The organism is Pseudoalteromonas shioyasakiensis, assembly GCF_022398475.1.
Taxonomy (GTDB): Bacteria; Pseudomonadota; Gammaproteobacteria; order Enterobacterales; family Alteromonadaceae; genus Pseudoalteromonas.
Genome location: NZ_JAKEVM010000001.1, coordinates 69,117 through 89,773, shown reverse-complemented (window position 1 = coordinate 89,773; position 20,657 = coordinate 69,117). Strand labels below are relative to the sequence as shown.

The window sequence follows — 20,657 nt, the reverse complement described above, 5'->3', positions numbered from 1 at the left end:
CATATAACGGGATAGTTTAGCCACAGTACAGCAATCAAGCAAAAACCGTTACTCATTTATTACATACAAATGCCAGTTTGCTCTGTTTGTAATTTAAACGCGAGATTGAGCCTTCACAAAAGCGTCTTAAATCAAGCCACTGTGATACCACTTCAGGCTCTGTCAAACTGCGCTTATGAACTCGGTTATTAACCGCATAGGCTACAGTGTCTTTGTCAATTAAAGCAAAGTCTTGCACCGACTCCGGTAATCTAAATAAATCACTAACTTCCTCAGTTTGCGGCGCAAAGCGTGCAACCCAATGTTGGTTGTTTTTGTTATAACTAAACAAGTAACTGTTTGTGTGTTTATCAAAAATTAAAGTTCGGCCAATATCACCGGCAATGACACGCGGTTTAGCAGCTGCAACACGAGTGTATTGCAACGTATGCGGCTCACCTAAGATAAACATGATCAGGTCTTCATCAGCGCCCCAAGCGTGGTAGCCAACCGGCTCAATCCATTCAAAAACTCGGCTAGCAACAGATTCTTCTGCTAATGGATACTGCCATAACTTTTGCTTGCCATCTGCTTCGACCACGATTGCCGACAAGGCTTGCTGATTTGGCATCAGCGTAGGCGAGTATTCACTGACAGGCGTGTTGGTGATATTCACGCTGCTCTTAGATGTAAAGTCATAAAACGCAATATCGGTTTGTGACTGGCCATTTTCGTCAACAACCTCATGGGTATAGTAAAGCCCTGCATCAACTAAAAATGGTTGATTATTATAAGCTTTATCATCTGTTACTCGCGACACCTGCATACCATATGGGGTGTCTAACTCGGCAAGTAATATTTCGCTTTTAGGCATCGCTGCATGTAAGTGACTGGTAAAAAATGTCCCTGCTGCGACCAAAAGTAAAGACGAAATCGATTTCATGTTGTTCTCTCGTTTTAATTTTTATCAGCCCATGATAGCGTTAATTAATCCGCCAGTCACTTGACCTTACCATGCTCGACCTTTATAACTAGGACGTGTTCGTTTTTTATCAGTTTCTACTGATTGATTTTATGCACGATAATACCAATCGAGCTAAGTAACTGACCATTTAACACGCTAGAATGGTTAACAATTTAAGCCGACTGGTATCAACAATAACGAGAATAATTATGTCAGCTAAACACCCTATCATCGCTATTACCGGTTCATCTGGGGCGGGGACTACCACAACCACCAATGCAATTAAGCACATTTTTAGAAGCTTAAGCATTGATGCAGCCTTCATCGAAGGCGATAGCTTTCATCGTTATACACGTCCAGAAATGGATAAAAAAGTCCGTGAAGCACAGCAAGAAGGCAAGCATATTAGCTACTTTGGCCGAGAAGCTAATGATTTTGGCGCCCTTGAGGAGCTTTTTTACCAATATGGTGAAACCGGGCAAGGTAAAATCAGACGCTACTTACATACTTTCGACGAAGCGGTCCCTTATAACCAATTACCGGGCACCTTTACACCTTGGCAAGACTTAGAATCAAATACAGATATTCTATTCTATGAAGGTCTACATGGTGGTGCTGTCGATGAGAATCATGATGTTGCTAAGCATGTCGATTTATTGATTGGCATGGTGCCTATTATTAACCTTGAGTGGATCCAAAAGCTCATTCGCGATACCTCTGAACGAGGCCACTCTCGTGAAGCGGTAATGGGCTCTATTGTGCGCTCGATGGACGATTACATAAATCATATTACTCCGCAGTTTTCGCGTACTCATATTAACTTCCAGCGAGTGCCGACGGTTGATACCTCAAACCCATTCAGCGCAAAAGATATTCCTTCTTTAGACGAAAGCTTTGTTGTTATTCGCTTTCGAGGCATAGATGACGTAGATTTTCCGTACTATTTGAGCATGATTGAAGGCAGCTTTATGTCTCGTATCAATACCCTTGTGGTACCTGGAGGCAAAATGGGTTTAGCTATGGAGCTTGTGTTAACCCCATTGATCAAAGATATTATTTTGAAAAAACGCGCCCTTGAAAATTTAGCCCCGGTTGACTTGCCGATTTAACTCACTCGGGTACACTGCTGACTCTGGTGAAAACAATGGAGTCGTCGGCTTGAAACAAACTTTACGTGTTATTGTTGGTTCAAAGAACCCCGTTAAAATTAACGCGGCTAAACATGTCTTTAGTCTTTATTTCCCAAATCATACCATTGAATGCAAAGGTGAAGATGCACCTTCTGGTGTGCCTGATCAGCCGCTAGGCGAAGATGAAACCCGTATCGGCGCTGAAAATCGTGTTAAGTATTGTCAAGATCACTTTGACGCCGACTTTTATGCAGCAATGGAAGGCGGCGCAGAACAATTTAGTTATGGCGCTGCAACCTTTGCCTTTGTAGTGATTGCAAACAAGCAACAATTTAGCGTTGGTCGCAGTAGCAACCTACCGTTACCGCAACCTTTTTACGATGCCTTGCTAGCTGGTAAAGAACTAGGTGATGTCATGGATGAGGCATTCAATACCGTTAATATCAAACAACAAGGTGGTGCTATTGGCTTATTAACCAATCATCTTGCCACGCGCGAAAGTACTTATGTACAAGCGCTGACATTGGCTATGGCGCCATTTTCACACCCTACCCTATTCAACCAGTAATTAGGATAACCATGAAGTATAGCCACGTATTATTCGATGCAGATGAAACGTTATTTAGTTTTAATGCATTCGAAGGTTTAAAAGTGATGTTTGCACATTACGGCGTAGAATTTACTGAGTCAGATTATCATCATTACCAAGCAACCAATAAGCCGCTTTGGGTTGCTTATCAAAAGCATGAAATTACCGCCAGCGAGCTACAGATAACTCGCTTTACAGAATGGGCTAATAGACTCGATGTGCCAGCAAAAGAACTTAACGATGGCTTCTTGGATGCTATGGCCTCTATTTGTGTGCCATTACCTGGTGCAGTTGACTTGCTTACAAAGTTAAAATCACACGCCAAGCTAGGCATTATTACCAATGGGTTTGCTAAGTTACAACAAAAACGCCTAGAGCACACCGGTTTACAGGATATGTTCGATTGGCTGGTTATTTCAGAGTTAGTCGGTAAAGCAAAACCTGCCCCAGAGATTTTTCAACATACATTTCAATTAATGGGGAATCCGCCAAAAGAGCAGATTTTAATGGTAGGCGATACAGCTGCCAGTGATATTTTAGGTGGTCACAATGTAGGTATCGACACGTGTTGGTTACAACACCCTGGGGTTGAGTTACCAGAGGACATTAAACCAACTTATCAGATCAATCAGTTGGTTGAGCTTGAAGCTATTCTAGGGTTATAAATCTTGATAATAGTTTGGCAAAAAAAATGACGCTTAAAGCGTCATTTTTTATAACTGTAATATGCTTGCGATTAAGCTGTCGCTACTTCTAGGCCTGGTGCTGGCATAGTCACTGGGGTATCGAATGTTGCCCATTCCCATGCTGACTCAGTCGCCATAATTTTACGAAGTAGTTTATTGTTTAAATCATGGCCTGATTTATAAGCCGTGATTTTACCTAGAATGTTGTGGCCAGTCATAAACATATCGCCCACACAGTCTAAGATCTTGTGTTTAACAAACTCATCGCTGTAACGTAATCCGTTTGGATTAAGTACTTTAAACTCATCCAATACAACTGCGTTATCCATGCTACCACCTAATGCTAGGTTGTTAGCGTGCATATACTCGATATCTTTCATAAAGCCGAAAGTACGTGCGCGGCTGATTTCTTCAGTGAAGCTTTGTGCCGTGATATCTAAACCGATACGTTGGCGGCTTTCATTGATTGCTGGATGATCAAACGCAATTTCAAAATCGATGTGGAAACCATCGTATGGTTCGATCTCAGCCCATTTATCGCCTTCTTCAATACGTACTTTTTCTTTAATACGAATAAAGCGCTTAGCTGCATTTACTTCTTTAATGCCGCCTTTTTGTAACAAATAGATGAATGGTAATGCACTACCATCCATAATTGGTACTTCTGAGCTGTCTAATTCAACAATTAGATTATCAATACCCATTGCCGCTACCGCCGCAATAAGGTGCTCAGTCGTTGATAAGCGAACGCCATCTTTGTTTGTTAAACAGGTACACAGTTGCGTATCACCAACGGCTTCTGGTGTTGTTTCAAAATCAACAACCGGATCAAGGTCTACGCGACGAAATACTATCCCAGTATTTGCGCTCGCAGGTCGGAGAGTAATAGTGACCTTCTCACCTTTATGAAGTCCAATTCCTATGGCTTTGACTACTTCTGCAATCGTACGCTGTTTAATCATAGGTTCGCTCACTTATAGTTACAGTTAGACGGCGAATTGTATCATAAATACATCCAGCTGCCAATTTGTTTATTTATCGAACAAAATAACCAGTAAAAGTCTATTTAGTCAGCTTGCTTTCTAAGAAAAGCAGGGATATCGAAATAATCTCCCCCTTCTGACTTATCAGATTTTTTGCTGCTCTCAGTGCTGCTAGATACTGAGCTGCTCGTTGTACTTTGTTGTACTGGCTCTTGCTTTTCAGACGCAGATGACATGCTTACATCATCGCTGCTACCTTGACTTGCAAAGCTTGGTACATACATGCTGCTAGTTGTTTGGTTCATTGAGCTTTGTACATCAGAACCTGATGCTTTCTTAAAGCCATTATCAACAATACCAAACTGTGGACGACGATCGCCGCCTAAACCTGTTGCAACAACCGTTACACGTAACTCGTCGCTCATTTCAGGGTCAATTACCGCACCTACAACCACTGTTGCGTTTTCTGACGCAAGTGCTTTAACGTGGTTACCAACAATTTCAAATTCTTCAATCGCAATATCCATACCTGCAGTGATATTAACTAGGATACCTTTAGCACCTGTTAAATCGACATCTTCAAGTAGTGGGCTTGAGATAGCCGCTTCAGCTGCTTCTTGCGCACGGTCAGGACCAGATGCTGATGCTGTGCCCATCATCGCAGTACCCATCGCTGACATAACAGTACGTACGTCGGCGAAATCCACGTTGATTAGACCTGAACGTGTGATTAGCTCTGCAATACCTTGTACCGCACCAAATAACACGTCATTCGCTTTTGCGAAGGCATCTAATAGTGTAGTGCCTTTGCCTAAAACTTTAAGCAATTTATTGTTCGGAATTGTAATAAGCGAGTCTACAGTTTCTGACAATTCATTAATGCCTTGTTCAGCAGCTGCAGCACGCTTTTTACCTTCAAAGTCAAACGGGCGCGTTACAACAGCAACCGTTAAAATGCCTAACTCTTTAGCAATTTTAGCAACCACTGGCGCAGCACCTGTACCAGTACCGCCGCCCATACCTGCTGCGATGAATACCATATCAGCGCCTTCAAGGCTGGCACGGATAGTCTCAGCGTCTTCTTCAGCAGAGTTACGACCCACTTCAGGGTTAGCACCCGCACCTAGACCAGAGGTGATTTGTGTACCTAGCTGTACAGTTACATCTGCTGATGAATTACGTAATGCTTGTGCATCCGTATTCGCAGCAATGAAACGTACGCCTTCAATTTGTTGTTTTACCATGTGCTCAACAGCGTTACCGCCGCCACCGCCCACGCCAATTACTTTAATGACAGCTTCTTCGCTGTGCTGTTCCATCATATCAAACATGTTTACTCTCCGACTTGAGTCTTAAAACTCACCTTGGAACCACTTAGTAATACGGTTCCACCAATTATTATCACCTTCAGCTTTCGACTTTTGTGCATTCATCGATTGCATTGTACGGCCGTATTGTAACAAACCAACCGCGGTCGCGTACGAAGGATCATCTACATAATCTGTCAAACCAACAATCCCGATTGGTTTGCCAATTCTGACTGGCATTTGGAAAATGTCTTCTGCCACTTCCATTGCACCTGTCATTTTTGCTGTTCCGCCAGTAATGACGAGACCTGCAGCAATTTGGTCTTCAAAACCTGAGCGGCGTATTTCTTCCATCGCCAACTCGAATAATTCTCTAAAACGTGGCTCAACAACCTCAGCTAAAGTATGGCGCGACATAATACGCGCAGGTCGGCCACCAACACTCGGTACTTCAATTGTGTCTTCGTTGCTTGCCATTTGGCTACTCGCACACGCATATTGTACTTTGAGTGACTCAGCATGTGATATAGGTGTTCTAAATATTTTTGCAATATCACCAGTCACTTGGTTACCCGCCACAGGAATAACCGCTGAATGACGAAGCGCACCATTAATATAAATGGTGATATCCATGGTGCCACCACCGATATCTAACACGGCTACACCGAGCTCTTTTTCGTCATCTGTGAGTACTGAATAACATGATGCCAGTGCAGTGAAGATCAACTGATCCACTTCAAGGCCACAACGCTCAACACATTTCTCGATATTCTTTGCCATATCGTTTGAGCAAGTAATGATGTGCGCGCGAGCTTCCATACGCACACCGCTCATGCCAAGTGGGTTTTTAATCCCCTCTTGCATATCGATGCTGTATTCTTGTGGCAATGCATGTAGCATTTTTCGTTCTGCCGAAATAGGCACTGAACGAGCAATGTGAATGACATTTTCAATATCTTCGTCAGTCACTTCCGTGTTATTAATTGCCACGACACCGCTTTCATTTTGGCACTGGATATGTTTTCCAGAAATACCTAAATAAACAGAGCTAATACGACAATCAGCCATCAACTCAGCTTCATCTATAGCTCGACGAATCGATTCAGAAACAAGGTTAAGGTCGTTAACGCCGCCTTTATCCATACCATGCGATACTTGGCTGCCAACACCCACAATGCTTAGTTTGTTATCTGCGGTGATTTCACCAACGGTGGCCACAACTTTCGATGTGCCAACGTCTAATCCAATCACTAGGTTTCTTTCTGCTGACTTGGTCATGCCTTACTCTTATTTTCTAATTGTTCTTCTTGCACTGGCTTCCAGCTCACTGCAAGACCGGTATCATACCGTAAATCAACAACATCGATTTGTGCATCTGCACGTTGTTCCATGCGCGGATACACGTCAATAAAACGCTGTACACGCTTTGCTTTTTCTTTGCGGCCTAAGTTCAGGCGAATGCCGTTATCAAGCCATAACTGCCACGAAAAGCGCTCAGAAAGCGCTAAACTGGTCAGCTCTAAGTTATTCACTTTGAGCATTTCTTGAAATTGACTAAAAGCAGTCCACGCCTCGATTTCACTGCCTTCTGGGCCATATAGCTGTGGCAAGCTTGTAGGTAATTTATCACTACTTGCTTGGAACACTTCGCCAGCTTGGTTTAACAGTAAGTCACTGTTCCAATGCGCTACAGCTTGATGCTCAACAACGTATACTTGCAAGGTATCTGGCCATTGCTTTCTGACCGATGCCGTTGCCACCCAAGGCAAGCCTTGTACTAAGCGTTGCACATGTTTTACGTCTAATTCAAAAAAACTCGATAAGTCGGCTTTTTTTATTGCACCAATAATTGCTTTCTCATCAGTATATTGGGGTTGCCCAAGTACTGATAAGTGCTTTATTTGTGCGTCTTTGTTCTCTACCAACCAATCTGAGACGCCTGTAGTGATTTTTACTAATGCAAAAATCACTACTAGAAAAAAGCTCACACCAAAAATCAACGACCAATTTAGCTGCTGTTTTAATTGTTGCGCTTTTTCTAAAAAAGGATGCATATTAAAGGGTTTGCTCCAAAATGCGAACAACTAATTGTTCAAAGCTTGCACCATTAGCTTTTGCTGCCATTGGTACTAAAGACTTTTCTGTCATGCCTGGTACTGTATTTACTTCTAATAAGTAAAAGTTACCTTGCTGATCACGCATCGCATCAACACGGCCCCAACCACTTGCACCCACTAAATCAAACGCTTTTAATGCCATATCTTGCAACAATTCAGTTTCTTGCACAGATATATCTGCAGGGCAATGATACTGAGTTGTATTCGATTGATACTTAGCTTGATAGTCATAAAAACCATTTGGCGTCGTCATCTCAATGACAGGCTGAACATCTTGCCCTAGTACAGCAACAGTAAATTCACGGCCAGTGATCCATTGCTCAACAAGCACTTGGCTATCAAACTTAAATGCAGCGTTAAGCGCAGCATCAAGTTGCTCTGCGCTGTTTGCTTCTGCCATACCAATACTTGAGCCTTCATGTGACGGTTTCACCATCACTTTACCAAATTCATTAATAATCGCTTGGCTATCAAACTCATGGCGGCTATCAACAACAGCATAAGGTGCTGTGCTGAGCCCCATTGCCTTAAATAAATGCTTACAACGTACTTTATCCATCGCAAGCGCAGAACCTAAAACATCACTGCCTGTATATGGAATCCCCATAAACTCAAGTGCACCTTGAATGGTACCATCTTCACCACCACGACCATGGAGGGCAATGAATACACGTTCAATGTTTAATTCTTTTAATTGCCATAACGGCTGATCTTTCGGATCAAAAGCAATGGCATCAACGCCAGCACTTTGCAAAGCATTCAATACAGCTTGGCCTGATTTAAGAGATACTTCTCTTTCGGCAGATGTGCCGCCAAAAAGTACCGCTACTTTGCCAAATTTGTCACTTAACTGGCTCATACGTTTACCTGCTTTAGTTGTTCAATAGACAACTCGGTTGCTGCTAACTTTTTCACTAACTGGCCTATGTTACCAGCGCCTTGTGTTAAAACTAAATCATTATCTTGCAGTGTATTTGCTAGGACACCGGCAAGCTCAGAGTTACTAGCAACATGTAATGGCTCTTTACCACGCTGGCGTAAACTACGACATAAACTCTTGCTGTCGGCTCCCACGATTGGCTCTTCACCCGCTGAATACACATCTAGCAGTAATAACTGATCGACATCAGCCAGTACTTTGACAAAGTCTTCGTATAAATCACGGGTTCGACTATAACGGTGCGGCTGATAAATCATCACTAAACGTTTATCTGGCCACCCTTCACGAACCGCCGCAATCGTCGCCGCAACTTCTGATGGGTGATGACCATAATCATCAACTAACATGACATTGCCGCGCTCATTTTCAAAGCTTCCGTAATGCTGAAAACGACGACCCACCCCTTCAAATTTTGTTAGCGCTTCTAAAATTGCATGGTTAGCGATGTTTTGATCTTTAGCGACCGCAATCGCAGCAGTCGCGTTAAGCGCATTGTGCTTACCCGGCATATTAAGCGTAACTGCTAGGCTTTCACCTTGCTTATTTACAACATTAAATGAACAAGTATTCGCTGTTTGGCTAAAATCAACCATGCGGTAATCAGCTTCTGCCGACTCACCATAGGTAATAACAGGACGCCCAAAGCGAGGGATCAGCTCTGCCGCAACCTCAGAGTCAATACACACCACAGCTAAACCATAAAACGGTAAGTTATGAATGAAATCAACATACGTGTCTTTCATTTTTTCTAAGCTACCGCCGTACGTATCCATGTGATCTTCTTCAATATTTGTGATCACAGATACCATAGGCTGTAAATGTAAGAATGACGCATCGCTCTCATCAGCTTCTGCAATTAAAAAGTCACTTTTACCAACCTTAGCATTACTCCCAGCACTGTTTAGCAAGCCACCAATAATAAAGGTTGGATCAAGGCCTGCTTGTGCATAAATGCTCGCGATTAAACTCGTGGTTGTTGTTTTACCATGAGTGCCTGCCACTGCAATACCGTGGCGAAAACGCATTAATTCAGCCAACATTTCTGCGCGGCGAACAATAGGAATACGCGCCGCTTTTGCTGCTTTAATCTCAGGATTTTGCTCGTTAATCGCACTTGATACCACCACCACGCTGGCATCTTTTACATTGTTTTCATCATGACCAATAAATACTTCTGCACCCACTTTAATTAAGCGCTCAGTCATCGCACTGTGCGCAATGTCTGAACCTGTGATGCGGTAGCCTTCAAAAGCAAGTACTTCGGCAATACCACCCATGCCTGCGCCACCTATACCCACAAAGTGGATAGTGTCGATACGACGCATCGCAGGACGAGTGTTGTTTTCTTTCATCGTGCTTTCTTTCACTACTAATCTCTTCTATCTGCTAGTTGCTCACAGCGTTTTGCAACATTGGCTGTGGCATCTAAAATAGCAAGCTGTTTTGCTTTACTTGCCATTGTTGAAATTTTTTCTGGTGCTTTTACGTAAGGCGCTAATAACTCAACAACCGCCGCTTGGTTAAACTCACTTTGCTGCATAATCAACGCTGCTTGCTCAGTCACTAAATACTTTGCATTGGCAGTTTGATGGTCGTCGACAGCATGCGGAAAAGGCACAAATAAGGCCATTCTTCCCGCTGCCGCAATCTCACTCACCGTTAACGCACCAGCACGGCAAATTACCAAATCGGCCCATTGATATGCACTATCCATATCATCAATAAATTCAGCGACTTTACTATTTTCAGTTAATCCTAACTGTTGATAGCTGGCAGTCACATTCGGTTCATTATTTTTACCCGTTTGGTGCCATATATTAAGCGTTGTTAGCGCTGAAAGTTCACTGAATACAGCAGGTAAAGTCTCATTTAGTACCTGTGCTCCGAGTGAACCACCTACCACCAGCACATTAATCGGTGTCGTTGTTTGCTTAGCAGTGACATTAGCGACACTTGCTCTGACTGGGTTACCTACCACTTCACATTGTTCTTTTGCAAAAGCCGATGGAAAAGCGGCTAACACTTTGTTGGCAAACTTCGCTAGCCAGCGGTTACTCATGCCTGCAACAGCATTTTGCTCATGAATAACCAAAGGAATTCCTAAGCTCTTTGCTGCAATGCCAGTAGGTCCGGTCACATAGCCCCCCATAGCAAGAACAACATCTGGCTTTTGAGCTTTTAAAATTTTACGTGCTTGAAAAACCGCATTCATCACCATAAAAGGTGCCTTAATCAGGCGTTTAATTCCATTTCCGCGCACACCTTTCACATTGATAAAATCAATCTCAATGTTGTGCTTAGGTACTACCGTTGCTTCCATTCTGTCAGGCGTGCCAATCCAGCTAACTTGCCAGCCTTGCTGTTTTAAAAAGTCAGCAACTGCAATACCTGGGAAAATATGGCCACCGGTACCGCCTGCAACAACAAGTAATTTTTTACTCATCGCTTACCTCCACGTGAGGTTGCCTGCTTAGTCGCCATCTTTGTTTCAAAATCTATTCGCAAAAGTACACCTGTTGCTATGGTCATAATTAATAAGCTAGAGCCACCGTACGAAATAAACGGTAGTGTTAGGCCTTTGGTTGGCAAAATACCGGCACTTGCCCCCACATTTACCATGGTTTGAAACGCAAACCAGATACCAATAGCAAAGGCAAAATAGCCTTCGTACTCTTTGCCACATTGCAGCGCTTTTTGGCCAATTAACAAGGCTCTGAATACAAATACAGCAAGTACAATCAAAATACTAAATACGCCAAAAAAGCCGAGTTCTTCACCAATCACAGCAAAGATAAAGTCATTATGTGCCTCTGGCAGGTATTGCAGTTTTTGTACGCTATTGCCTAAGCCTTGACCAAACCAACCACCTTGGCTGTACGCCATTAGCGATTGTACTAACTGATAACCTTTACCGAATGGATCTTCCCACGGTTCTAAAAAGCCTGTGACACGAGCCATACGATATGGCTCAGCGATAATTAGCACCACCACTGCAGCAATACCCGTTAAGATAAGGCCAAAAAACTGCCATAACTTAGCACCCGCTAAAAACAACAAACCAACTGTCGTCACAAACAGTACAACTACAGTTCCTAAGTCTGGTTGCATCAAAATCAAAAACGCATACACACCAAATACAGCTAATGGCTTAAAGAAACCTTTTAAGTTCTCTTGTACTTCTTCACGTTTACGCACTAAGTAACCAGCAATGTAGCTAAAGAAATACAGCTTGGCGGCTTCAGCGACCTGAAAGCCCACCGGGCCAATAGGTATCCAACGCTTTGCACCGTTCACTTCACGGCCAACAATCAGCACCAAAACGAGCAAACCTAAACCCAGCAACAATAAATAGGCGTTACTGCGCTTCCACCAATCCATAGGCACGTTAGTGGCAATCCAAAACAAGAAAAAGCCCATAATTAAGAACATGCCATGGCGAATGATAATGTGATACGGATTATCAAATAATCGCTCTGCTGTTGGCATAGAGGCACTGGTTACCATCACAAAGCCAACGCCAATCAACATCAACATGCAATACAATAACGGCACATCATAAAGTTGCGGCGATTGTTTTGGTGTTAATGCTTCACGGATGTCAGCAAATGCAATCATACTGCCTCCGCCAATACGCACTGCGCAAAGTCATCACCACGTTGCATATAATTGTTATACATATCAATGCTGGCACATGCAGGTGCTAATAAAACAATATCGCCACTGCTGCTTAACTGTTTTGCTAGTTGCACCGCTTCATGCATGTTGGTGGTTAGGTGGCCTTTTTCAGTTAGAGCCACTAACGCTTTAGCATCTTTACCAAAACAAACAAGCGCTTTTACTTTGTTGTTTAAGTATGGCTTTAAGGCATCTAAATCAGCCCCTTTTGCATCACCACCGGCAATAACAACTAATTGCTTTGCTTGATCTGCTAAGCTTTCAATCGCAGCGATAGTTGCACCTACATTGGTCGCTTTAGAATCGTTAAAGTATTTTACTTCATTAATTTCAGCAACAAACTGACAACGGTGTGCAAGCCCAGTAAAAGCACTAAACGCTTGCTGGTAATGCTCTTTAGCAATATCAAACGGGCTCAGCAATGCCATCACCGCTAAGGCGTTTTGTTGATTGTGAGAGCCAACAACATTTAAGCAGCTTGCTGGTAATACTGGCTTACCGTGTGCTGCAAAGTATTGCTCACCTTGATGTTCAACCAAGGCAAAATCTGCATTAGCGAGCGCAAAGCTCACTTGGGGCTGCTTTGCAGTATGAGTTGCCACATCAATGGCATTAACTACCGCGAGCTCAGAGCCGTTATAAATACTTTGCTTAGAGTCAATGTATGCTTGGTAGCTTGGATAACGATCGAGGTGATCTTCACTCACATTCAATACACAGGCACTTTTTGCTTTTAAGCTGTGTGTGGTATCAAGCTGAAAGCTCGACAGTTCAAGTACATACACATCATAGTCTTGCGATAGTAAATCAAGTACCGCAGTACCAATGTTGCCACCAAGGCCAACTTTATAACCGGCCGCTTTAAGCACTTCAAACGCCAATGTAACTACAGTCGACTTACCATTTGAACCTGTCACCGCAACAATTGGTTTATCAGTTAAACGAGCAAAAAGCTCAACGTCACCAATCACTTCAACACCAGCATCAATCGCTTTTGCTACTGCAGGTGTCGCGAGGCTTAGACCTGGGCTGATGATAATAATGTCATTGCTGGCTAAGTCTGCCTGTTCTAAATCACCAAAGTGAGTCGTTAACTCACTGGCATGCTCATTTAGCCAATCAGCACCCGGCGGCGCTGTGCGGCTATCAACAACAATTGGCTTAATATTCTGAGATAATAAAAAACGCACAATGCCCAGACCGGTTACACCGAGTCCGAGCACTGAAATTTGTTTGTTTTTAATCTCGTTAATAACTGTCATTTACCTGATCTTTAATGTAGCAAGGCCAGCAAGTACTAGCACGATTGAAATAATCCAAAAGCGCACAATTACGCGCGGCTCAGGCCAACCCTTTAATTCATAATGGTGGTGAATAGGCGCCATTCTAAAAATACGTTGGCCACGTAATTTGTAAGAGCCCACTTGTAAAATCACCGACAATGCTTCCATTACGAACACACCACCCATGATGATAAGTACTAGTTCTTGGCGAACCAGCACCGCAATAATACCCAAAGCACCACCGAGTGCTAATGAGCCTACATCACCCATAAATACCTGTGCTGGGTAGGTGTTAAACCATAAGAAGCCAAGTCCAGCTCCCACAATTGCTGTACACACAACCACAAGCTCACTGGCGAGTGGCAAATGCGGAATATGTAGATAGCTTGAGAAATTAACGTTACCGGTTAAATAAGCAATAATGGCAAGTGCTGCCGCCACTAAAATGGTTGGTACAATCGCTAAACCATCAAGGCCATCTGTTAGGTTTACCGCGTTCGACGTACCGACAATCACAAAGTAAGTCATCACGATATAAAACAACCCTAGCTGTGGTAACACGTCTTTGAAAAACGGCACAACTAATGAGGTTTCGCTGCCTTGCTGCGAGGTAAAATAAAGCGCACTGGCAACCACTAACGCAATCACTGATTGCCAAAAGTATTTCCACTTAGCAATTAAGCCTTTAGGGTCTTTGCGGATCACTTTACGGTAGTCATCAACAAAGCCAACCACACCTAACGAGCCCACGACAAATAAGGTTGCCCAAACATATTTATTTGAAAGGTCAGCCCACAGTAATGTGCTGGTAAAAATCGCCCCTAAAATCAAAATACCGCCCATAGTTGGCGTGCCTTTTTTAGATAGGTGTGACTCTGGACCATCGTGACGAACCACCTGACCAATCTGCATTTTTTGTAATGCACGAATTAGCTTAGGGCCAAAATAAAGTGAGATAAGTAGTGCTGTTAAAATACCTAAAATTGCGCGCAGCGTTAGGTAAGAAAAAACATTAAAACCACTGTAATACTGTGTTAAATATTCGGCCAGCCAAACTAACATGACGATACTCCATTGTTGCCATTTTGCTGGCTATTTACTAAATCTGTGACCACAAGCTCCATACGAGAACTGCGCGAACCTTTTACAACAACTGTGGTTTTTTGCGTCGATTGAGCAAGTTCACTTTGTAATTGTTGTAATAATTGTTCACGGCTTGAGAAGTGGCGGTTTGGCTTTTCAAATACATCACTGGCTGATTTACTTAGTACACCTAGGCTATAAAGTTCATCAATGCCTTTTTGCTGTGCATATTCACCGACTTGTTGATGATAAAAACGCGCTTCTTCACCAAGCTCGCCCATATCACCTAACGCAAAAATACGACGCCCCGGCATATCACTTAATAAATCAATTGCCGCTTTAACCGATTGCACATTCGCGTTGTAGGTATCATCAATAACCGTCAATGTGTCTGACACTTTAAGGACGTTTACACGACCTTTAACTTCCCCCATGGTTGCCAGCGCTGATGCAACACTTTCGAGGCTTACACCCAGCTCAGTGGTTAACGCGGTGGCTATTAATGCATTTGCAATATTATGTTTGCCCGGTAGTGCCAGAGTGACAGGTACTTTTTTATCTTTATTACAAAGCACAAAAGAAGCACGGGCTTGCTCATCAAGCACCACATCTTCTGCCCAATAATCTAATTGTTTGCTAGTAGAAAAAAGTTTTACGTTGCGATCAGTTAATTTATCAAGCCAAAAATCGGCATAGTCACTGTCGCAATTAACTACGGCAACACCATCAGGCTTTAAGCCGTCATAGATTTCGCCTTTGGCCGTTGCTACACCTTGTAGTGAGCCAAAGCCTTCTAAGTGAGAAGCTGCAACATTACATACCACAGCAACATCAGGTTTCGTCATTGCTACTGTGTATGCAATTTCACCAATGTGATTTGCACCTAATTCAATAACCGCATATTGGTGTTGTGGTTCAAGGCGTAATAACGTGAGTGGTACACCAATGTCATTATTAAAGTTGCCTTTTGTTGCCAGTACTTCACCATGGCCAGATAAAATCGCCGCACACATTTCTTTAACGGTCGTTTTACCCACGCTACCTGTGATAGCAATTGTTTTTGGTGCAACCTGTGCCATCACAGCTGCGCCAATTTGGCCAAGCGCAATTCGTGTATCACTGACCACAAACTGCACAATATCGACATTAACAGGACGCGCTACGATGGCAGCTATCGCGCCTTTTTCTTTTGCTTGCGCAACAAATTTATGACCATCAAAATTAGGCCCTTGTAGCGCTAAAAACACTTCATCATCGCACAAAGTACGAGTATCAGTATTGATATTTTTTACCGTTTGATTACCACCTTGGTAATCGGTTGCTAGAACTTTAGCTAGCCAATCAAAATCCATAGGGATCATAACTGCGCCCCTTGCGATTTTTCTTTTAATTGTTGTTGTACATACTGACGATCGCAGAAGTCGATTCGTTGGTCGCCAATAATTTGATAGTCTTCGTGGCCTTTGCCCGCAATTAGAATGACATCATCAGCACCTGCTTGCGCAATGGCATAACTAATAGCCTGCGCGCGGTCTGCTTCACAATGTGCGCGTTCAGGCTGCTCAAGCCCCGCAATCACATCAGCAATAATTGCGTCAGGGTCTTCACTTCTTGGGTTGTCGCTGGTGACAATAATACGGTCTGCATTAGCTTCAGCAGCTTTTGCCATCATCGGGCGTTTGCCTTTGTCTCTGTCGCCACCACAGCCAAACACACAGCTGACGCCACCTGGAACATGCTTTTGCAATGCTTGTAATGCTAGTGCTAACGCATCAGGAGTATGGGCATAGTCAACAATACAAGTCGGTTGACCTGGCGCACTAAATGCCTGCATGCGCCCAGCAACAGGCTGCAATGATTTACACCCTTCAACAAGTAAATCAAGTGGGTAACCCATACCTAATAAAGTAGCCATTGCAGCGGCTAAATTATATAAGTTGAACTCGCCAAACAGGGTGCAATTAACTTCAGTCTGTCCCCAACTGGTATCGAACTTCGCCGATATACCGGCATTATCGTATGTTACATCGCTGAAATAAACAAAACGCGCATTTTTAGGCGTTAGGTTTTTATGGCCGTAACAAATTAGGTTATTGAAGTCGTATTTTTCTAACCATGCTTCAACTTGCGCATCATCTTGATTAAGCACCACAAGCTCAGGCATATGGTCACGCATTAACATCAACTTCGCATCACCGTAGGCATCCATCGTGCCATGATAATCTAAGTGGTCACGCGAAAGGTTAGTAAACACAGCGGCTTTAAATTTACACTGATCAACACGTTGCTGAACTAAGCCATGAGATGAGACTTCCATAGCCACAACATCATGCTGTTCTGTTACAAGTTCAGATAAAATACGCTGTAAATCAACGCTCGATGGTGTGGTGTTTGCAAGCTCAGTCAGGTTATCAGGGTGCCCATAACCGAGCGTACCAATCACAGCCACACGTTTATGACAGTGCTGTGCTAAATGCGCGATCATCGCTGTGGTCGTTGACTTGCCATTGGTGCCTGTCACACCCACTAAATCCAACTGCTTTGATGGTTGCTGGTAAAAAGCAGCTGCAAGTGCAGGCAGCTTTTTCGCTAAATCGGTAACTAAATAAAGTGGTTCAAACTCACTTTCGAACTCACATAAACGGTCAGCAATAACTGCCACCGCACCATTTTCAATGGCTTTTTCAATAAACTGTCCGCCATCGAGTTGATGGCCTTTTATGGCAACAAACACATCGCCAGCTTTTACATCTCGGCTATCAAGACGTAGTTGATTGACCACTAAACTATTGGCCTCAACATCAATATGATTAAGAATCGGTTTTAAATCACGCATCGTTATCTTTGCCTTCTACGTACGCAACCGCATCTTTGTCCGGTGCAACGTTTAGAATTCTTAAGGCATTGGAGACAATCTCTGCAAATGCAGGACCTGCCGTCGCACCGCCGTAATAAACATCTCCACCCGGCTCATTAATCAATACTACTACCGCTAAACGCGGGTTGCTTGCAGGTGCGATACCAGCAAAATAACCAACGTATTCATCACCGTAACCACCAACAGCGGCTTTTTTAGAGGTACCTGTTTTACCTGCAGCACGATAACCATCAACGTGAACTTTTTGTGCAGTTCCACCTTTCTCAAACACGCTTTCCATCATGTGAACAACAGCTTCAACATCTTTTTGTTGAAAAACGCGTTCACCTTCTGGTACCGACTCTTGTTTAAGTACAGTCAATGGGCGCATAACGCCGCCTGAACCTAACATGGCATAAAAACGCGCCATTTGTGCGGTACTTACTGCTAAGTTGTAACCAAATGATAGTGCGGCAATTTCATGATCAGACCAGCGGCGATTTGGATAAAATAAACCACTGCTTTCACCAACCATGCCCGTACCACTGTCGCTGCCAAAACCAACTTTTTGATAAAGACCAACAAAGTAATCTTTTGGTAACTCTTGGCTGACCTTAGTCACACCCATATTGCTTGAGTATTTTAAGATCTCTCTTAAAGTCATCTCACCATGATTACGAGTATCTTGCACAAGGCTTCCACCTACTCGCATCCAGCCAGGGTAAGTATCAACAATTGAATCCGGTTGAATTACGCCGTAGTCTAAACCAGCTAAAATGGCTAGCGGCTTAACAGTTGAGCCTGGCTCAAATAAATCGGTGATAGCACGGTTACGACGCTTATGCGGCGCAGCATCTGATAAGTTATTTGGGTTAAACGATGGGCTATTTACCATAGCCAACACTTCACCGGTTTTAACATCCACAACCATGGCTGAACCTGAGGTCGCTTTGTACGATAACACCGCTGATTTCACTGCCTTATAAGCAATTGCTTGAATACGTTGGTCGATACTTAAATGAATACTCTCTGGCTCTACACGCTCGCGCTCATCAAGAACTTCTACTTCACGGCCTTGCGCATCTTTACGAATAGTACGCTGACCTTCAACACCGGTTAACGCTTTTTCATAAAGCTTTTCGATCCCCTCAATACCATGACCATCAATGTTAGTAAAACCAATAACATGAGCTGTCACTTCACCGGCAGGGTAATAACGTTTTGACTCATCAAGTAAGTGGATACCTGGTAAACGAAGATCACCAATATAGTTAGCTACAGCAGGGGTAACCTGACGTTTTAAGTAGACAAAACGACGCTTTGGATTATCACGAAGACGAGAGTTAATTTTGCTTGGTTCAATACGTAATACATCCGCAAGTTCACGCCAGCGAATATCATTATTGTAATAAGCGGCAATACGTTTATCTAACTCAACAGTGTTTTCAGCAAGCGCTTGTTGATCTTCACCATTTTTACGTGCTTGACGCAGTACCTTACTGATCAGTGATTTATGTAGTGCTTTAGGATCGGCATACACACTCACCACAGGCACGCTGACTGCCAACTCTTTACCATTACGATCGAAGATCATGCCTCGCTGCACATGTTGTTTTTCAACTCGCACAGTACGTTTATCACTTTCTGAACGCGCTTTATCTGGCTCAATGACCTGTAAAAAAGCGGCACGCGCAACCAGCGTCATAAAGACTAGCAACACCACTGAGCACACGAGCAAAAAGCGCCATGTTATCAAGGTATTCGTTGGCTTTTTCCCTCTGCTTCTCATTGCAGTACCACCACCTGTTCGTCTTGGCTAGTTGGCCGTTTCATTTCTAATTGCATGGTTGCGACTTCTTCAATACGCGCATGCTGCGAATAAAATTCTTCTTCTACAAGCAAGTAACGCCACTCAAGATCAAGTTCATCGCGCTCTTGCAGTAATTTATCTTGTTCAATCAATTGTTGACGCGCTAGATGCGTCACTTGAACCACACTCAAGCTCGAAGCAAGGATCACAACCAACAAGGCCAAGGTCAGCTTATTAGCTCCTAGGCCTTTAAAAATCTCTACAAATAAACTGGGTTGGCGATGTGTCGCTTTAGCTTTCATTACAACCTCTGAGCAACCCTTAATACAGAACTACGTGAACGCGGGTTAACTTCTATTTCCGCCTTACTCGGCTTAATGGCTTTACCCACTGCCTTTAACGTCAGGTTTTTATTTATTTGTGCATCAGTTAAAGGCAGACCTCTGGGTATCGCCTCTCCCTTACTCTGTTTTTTTATAAACTGCTTAACAATGCGATCTTCTAACGAGTGGAACGAAATAACGACTAGACGCCCACCTGGTTTTAAAACGTCAACAGCGGCTTGCAGTGCAGTTTGAATTTCTTCAAGTTCACTGTTGATATAAATACGGATCGCTTGGAATGTACGTGTAGCTGGGTGTTTGTGTTTATCTTTCACTGGCACCGCTTCATCGACTAACTCAGCAAGCTGCTTTGTGCTTGTGATAGCAGTGTGCTCACGTGTTTCAATTATTTTATGAGCGATACGGCGACCAAACTTTTCTTCGCCGTAGGTTTTAATCACATGGGTAATATCTTCAAGTTCAGCTTCAGCTAGCCATTGTGCAGCACTGCGACCACTGGTTGGGTCCATGCGCATATCAAGCGGGCCATCTTTCATAAAGCTAAAACCGCGTTCAGCATCATCAAGCTGTGGCGAAGAAACACCGATATCTAACAAAATACCGTCTACTTTACCGATTAAATCGTTATCTTCGGCAACTGTTTTAAGGTTTGAAAAACGAGTGTGGGCAATCGAAAAACGTGCATCATCAGCAAACTTTTCGGCGGCTTTAATAGCTTGTGGATCTTGGTCAATTGCTTGTAAACGACCTTGCTCACTTAAACGCGCAAGAATTTGTCCAGAGTGCCCACCGCGACCAAATGTGCCATCCATGTAAATGCCTTCGGGTTTAATATCCAAAGCATCTATGGTTTCGTCCATCAGTACAGAGACATGTTCAAATTGCGCTGTCATTAGCTAGTTTTTGCCTT

Annotated in this window: 19 protein-coding genes; 3 read left to right on the top strand and 16 right to left on the bottom strand. The window is 43.3% G+C overall.

The features are described 5' to 3' along the window. Positions 1–52: 52 nt before the first annotated feature. Positions 53–922, bottom strand: coding sequence for a hypothetical protein (locus tag L1D51_RS00455; RefSeq protein WP_239962045.1), 870 nt, complete (start codon positions 920–922; stop codon positions 53–55). Between the two features lie 230 nt (positions 923–1,152). Between L1D51_RS00455 and L1D51_RS00450 the strand changes: the two genes are divergently transcribed. From L1D51_RS00450 to yjjG, 3 genes are read left to right on the top strand one after another with little or no spacing between them, the layout of a single operon-like run. After that, entirely contained in the window at positions 1,153–2,052 is a 900-nt protein-coding gene (locus L1D51_RS00450) for a phosphoribulokinase (protein WP_054561042.1), read from the top strand. A gap of 49 nt (positions 2,053–2,101) precedes the next feature. Then, positions 2,102–2,641, top strand: coding sequence for an inosine/xanthosine triphosphatase (gene yjjX, locus L1D51_RS00445; protein ID WP_054561043.1), 540 nt, complete (start codon positions 2,102–2,104; stop codon positions 2,639–2,641). A gap of 11 nt (positions 2,642–2,652) precedes the next feature. Then, complete coding sequence (gene yjjG / locus L1D51_RS00440; protein WP_239962043.1) at positions 2,653–3,327, top strand: pyrimidine 5'-nucleotidase; 675 nt, start codon at positions 2,653–2,655, stop codon at positions 3,325–3,327. Positions 3,328–3,398: 71 nt separating this feature from the next. On the opposite strand, the gene lpxC is transcribed toward yjjG, so the two are convergent. The 15 genes from lpxC to rsmH form a co-directional block, all read right to left on the bottom strand. Further along, positions 3,399–4,310 carry a UDP-3-O-acyl-N-acetylglucosamine deacetylase gene (lpxC, locus tag L1D51_RS00435; RefSeq protein WP_036971181.1) on the bottom strand — a complete coding sequence of 304 codons (912 nt, stop codon included), beginning with the start codon at positions 4,308–4,310 and terminating at the stop codon, positions 3,399–3,401. Positions 4,311–4,414: 104 nt separating this feature from the next. Then, positions 4,415–5,662: a cell division protein FtsZ gene (gene ftsZ, locus L1D51_RS00430; protein ID WP_054561045.1), complete on the bottom strand. Its 1,248-nt coding sequence runs from the start codon at positions 5,660–5,662 to the stop codon at positions 4,415–4,417. Positions 5,663–5,683: 21 nt separating this feature from the next. Beyond that, positions 5,684–6,916, bottom strand: coding sequence for a cell division protein FtsA (gene ftsA / locus L1D51_RS00425; protein ID WP_054552726.1), 1,233 nt, complete (start codon positions 6,914–6,916; stop codon positions 5,684–5,686). Beyond that, positions 6,913–7,692 (bottom strand): cell division protein FtsQ/DivIB, encoded by a 780-nt coding sequence (locus L1D51_RS00420; RefSeq protein WP_054561046.1) that lies wholly within the window; start codon positions 7,690–7,692, stop codon positions 6,913–6,915. The genes ftsA and L1D51_RS00420 overlap by 4 nt, the downstream gene beginning before the upstream one ends. A gap of 1 nt (position 7,693) precedes the next feature. Continuing rightward, entirely contained in the window at positions 7,694–8,614 is a 921-nt protein-coding gene (locus L1D51_RS00415) for a D-alanine--D-alanine ligase (RefSeq protein WP_054561047.1), read from the bottom strand. Continuing rightward, positions 8,611–10,047: a UDP-N-acetylmuramate--L-alanine ligase gene (murC, locus tag L1D51_RS00410; protein ID WP_275669095.1), complete on the bottom strand. Its 1,437-nt coding sequence runs from the start codon at positions 10,045–10,047 to the stop codon at positions 8,611–8,613. The genes L1D51_RS00415 and murC overlap by 4 nt, the downstream gene beginning before the upstream one ends. Before the next feature lie 17 nt (positions 10,048–10,064). Next, positions 10,065–11,138: an undecaprenyldiphospho-muramoylpentapeptide beta-N-acetylglucosaminyltransferase gene (gene murG, locus L1D51_RS00405; protein WP_239962041.1), complete on the bottom strand. Its 1,074-nt coding sequence runs from the start codon at positions 11,136–11,138 to the stop codon at positions 10,065–10,067. After that, entirely contained in the window at positions 11,135–12,310 is a 1,176-nt protein-coding gene (ftsW, locus tag L1D51_RS00400; RefSeq protein ID WP_054561050.1) for a cell division protein FtsW, read from the bottom strand. The genes murG and ftsW overlap by 4 nt, the downstream gene beginning before the upstream one ends. Beyond that, positions 12,307–13,632, bottom strand: a complete 1,326-nt coding sequence (gene murD, locus L1D51_RS00395) for a UDP-N-acetylmuramoyl-L-alanine--D-glutamate ligase (RefSeq protein ID WP_239962039.1) — start codon at positions 13,630–13,632, stop codon at positions 12,307–12,309. The genes ftsW and murD overlap by 4 nt, the downstream gene beginning before the upstream one ends. After that, on the bottom strand, positions 13,633–14,715 hold the full coding sequence (gene mraY / locus L1D51_RS00390) for a phospho-N-acetylmuramoyl-pentapeptide-transferase (RefSeq protein WP_054561052.1): 1,083 nt from the start codon (positions 14,713–14,715) through the stop codon (positions 13,633–13,635). Then, entirely contained in the window at positions 14,709–16,097 is a 1,389-nt protein-coding gene (locus tag L1D51_RS00385) for a UDP-N-acetylmuramoyl-tripeptide--D-alanyl-D-alanine ligase (protein WP_055199207.1), read from the bottom strand. The genes mraY and L1D51_RS00385 overlap by 7 nt, the downstream gene beginning before the upstream one ends. Continuing rightward, positions 16,094–17,572 (bottom strand): UDP-N-acetylmuramoyl-L-alanyl-D-glutamate--2,6-diaminopimelate ligase, encoded by a 1,479-nt coding sequence (gene murE, locus L1D51_RS00380; RefSeq protein WP_239962031.1) that lies wholly within the window; start codon positions 17,570–17,572, stop codon positions 16,094–16,096. Before murE ends, L1D51_RS00385 begins: the two co-directional genes overlap by 4 nt. After that, positions 17,565–19,382, bottom strand: a complete 1,818-nt coding sequence (locus L1D51_RS00375; protein ID WP_063527969.1) for a penicillin-binding transpeptidase domain-containing protein — start codon at positions 19,380–19,382, stop codon at positions 17,565–17,567. The genes murE and L1D51_RS00375 overlap by 8 nt, the downstream gene beginning before the upstream one ends. After that, a complete protein-coding gene (ftsL, locus tag L1D51_RS00370; protein WP_239962029.1) occupies positions 19,379–19,705 on the bottom strand; it encodes a cell division protein FtsL in 327 nt (108 codons plus the stop codon). Before ftsL ends, L1D51_RS00375 begins: the two co-directional genes overlap by 4 nt. Continuing rightward, complete coding sequence (gene rsmH, locus L1D51_RS00365; RefSeq protein ID WP_239962020.1) at positions 19,705–20,640, bottom strand: 16S rRNA (cytosine(1402)-N(4))-methyltransferase RsmH; 936 nt, start codon at positions 20,638–20,640, stop codon at positions 19,705–19,707. Before rsmH ends, ftsL begins: the two co-directional genes overlap by 1 nt. Positions 20,641–20,657 lie beyond the last annotated feature (17 nt).